The sequence below is a fragment of the Luteibacter sp. P4_E6 genome (assembly GCF_056401535.1).
Genome location: NZ_JBFUJE010000573.1, coordinates 1 through 2,348, shown reverse-complemented (window position 1 = coordinate 2,348; position 2,348 = coordinate 1). Strand labels below are relative to the sequence as shown.

Sequence of the window (2,348 nt, the reverse complement as noted above, 5' to 3'; positions counted from 1 at the left end):
GGGTACACCACTTCAGTGTCTTGGTGCCGTTCGTCTATCTACTGCTGGCACTAAGCCTGCGCAGGCTGTTGGCGTTCTTCGATCCATCCGTTCAGCGCGCGCGAATTGTTGTTTTGGCATCCATCGCAGTGGTCATTTCGGGAAACCTTGCCCAGCAGGTGGATTTTCACGAGGAACTGGTTGCGACAGGCGGGCGCGGGCGCAGTAGTGACATGCTGACGCAGCTCGCGATCGAGGCACGTCAGGCGCCGGCGAACGTGGCATACATCTTCCCTGAGTGGGGTTTTTCTGCGCCATTCTGCTTTCTCACCGGCAATCGCGTGCGTTACACCGTTGACATCGGGCCGAACACGATCACGCGCCTCAAACGCGACGGCATCACCGAGATTCGACTCGTTTATTGGGATGCTGCCAGTGAGACCCTCTACGATCGCGAGATCAGGGAAGCCGGTGCCGTGCCGACCGAACGCAGAGACTTTATCTCCCGCGAGAAGACGGCCGTCTTCCATTGGATTCGCGCGACGATGTTGCCGCCATCGGCGTCTTGAGACTAAACGCCCGGTGGTCGAGAATGAAGGTTTTCAGGAGAGCGCCGCCATGAAGTGTTTCAAGGCTTATGACATTCGCGGTCGCGTTCCCGACGAGCTGAATGAAGACATCGCCTACCGGCTCGGTCGCGCCTTTGCGCGAACGATCGGCGAGGGCGCCGTGGTGGTGGGCTACGACATCCGCCGAGATAGCCCTGCGTTCGCCAAGGCGATCGTGCAGGGCCTCAATGACGAAGGGCGCGACGCCATCGACATCGGGCTGTGCGGAACGGAGGAGGTTTATTTCCAGACGTTCCATCGGCAGGTCGCCGGCGGCATCATGGTAACGGCGAGCCACAACCCTATCGACTACAACGGCATGAAGCTGGTTCGCGAAGGGTCGCGTCCGATCAGTGGTGACACGGGTCTGCGTGAGATCGAGCGCATGGTCGAAGACAATGGATTCGGCGAGGCCGTCGAAAAACGCGGCACCGTTTCCCACGAACACGATAAGGCGGCCTATATATCGCACCTTCTCGGCTACGTCGAAACGAGCGGCCTTCGTCCATTGAAGGTCGTCGTGAATGCGGGCAATGGCGGCGCTGGCGGCGTCATCGACCTGCTAGAAGCCCACTTGCCGTTCGAGTTCGTTCGAGTGCACCACGAACCCGACGGTAGCTTCCCGAACGGGATTCCCAATCCCTTGCTGCCGGAGAACCGCGACGCTACCGCCAAGGCCGTTATCGCTCACGGTGCCGATTTTGGCATCGCCTGGGACGGCGACTTCGATCGCTGCTTCCTGTTCGACGCAATGGGTCAGTTCATCGAGGGCTATTACATCGTGGGCCTGCTGGCGGCTCAAATGCTCGAGCGGCACGCGGGTGCGAAGATCATCCATGACCCACGCCTGACCTGGAACACCATCGACATGGTGAAGTCAGCCGGCGGCGTACCAATCGAGAGCAAGACGGGTCACGCGTTCATCAAAGAGCGCATGCGCGCCGAAGATGCCGTGTACGGCGGCGAAATGAGTGCTCACCACTATTTCCGGGAGTTCGCCTATTGCGACTCGGGAATGATCCCCTGGCTGCTGGTCGCGGAGCGCCTTTCCAGAACCGGCAACAGCCTTGCCGGAATGCTGGCCGAGCGCATGGCGGCCTATCCTTGCAGTGGCGAAATCAACTTCGTCGTGGATGACGCGAAGGCGGCTGTCGCGCGTGTCATGGATTTTTACAAGCGGGAAGCTCCGCGCGTCGATCATGTCGACGGCGTCAGCGCAGCATTCGACACCTGGCGCTTCAATCTCCGGTCGTCCAACACCGAGCCCTTGCTTCGGCTGAATGTCGAGACGCGGGCCGATGAAGGTTTGATGAAGGCAAAGACTGCCGAGCTCTCGGCCCTTATAGTCGGCTAATATGTAAGTTCTTGCGTCACTCGCAAGAGGTCGGCCCCACTCTCTTTTTCACGGCTTGGCGACAGGAATGTCGTCAAGCCGTTGTTATTTATGCCTATCGTATGGATTTCCTGCCCTGAAGAACCAACGGGGCAGTGAAGTCTTACGCCGTCATGTCTCGATTTCGTAAGGAATTAGAAATGAAACTTGCGGAAACTGGCGTCCGGTCGACGCCGGTTGGGCAGCGGTATTCGTGTCCGGATCCCCTCGTTCTTCCCCCTTCCGCGACATGACAGGCCCCGCGTGGGTCGGATACCAGTGCACAAATGACCGATCTTCAGCGGCGCAAGTTCATCAAGTGGGTCGGTGGGACAGCGGGGGCAGCGGCGGCAGCGGCAACTTTGGTGGCGATTCCACCAAGTGTCAGC

Annotated in this window: 3 protein-coding genes; all 3 read left to right on the top strand. The window is 59.5% G+C overall.

What is annotated here, in order from left to right; translation table 11 throughout:
• The coding region (locus tag AC1DT2_RS20945; protein WP_477298483.1) for a hypothetical protein at nucleotides 1-548 on the top strand (548 nt) is incomplete at its 5' end.
• 49 nt (nucleotides 549-597) lie between these two features.
• Nucleotides 598-1,941, top strand: coding sequence for a phosphohexomutase domain-containing protein (locus tag AC1DT2_RS20940; RefSeq protein ID WP_477298485.1), 1,344 nt, complete (start codon nucleotides 598-600; stop codon nucleotides 1,939-1,941).
• Between the two features lie 305 nt (nucleotides 1,942-2,246).
• Nucleotides 2,247-2,348 (top strand): twin-arginine translocation signal domain-containing protein (locus tag AC1DT2_RS20935; RefSeq protein ID WP_477298484.1); only part of this gene is annotated, 102 nt, incomplete at its 3' end.

What these genes read in the sequence shown, in the direction of transcription:
- AC1DT2_RS20940 (WP_477298485.1), top strand. Translation starts at nt 598, where the DNA reads ATGAAGTGTTTCAAGGCTTATGACATTCGCGGTCGCGTTCCCGACGAG.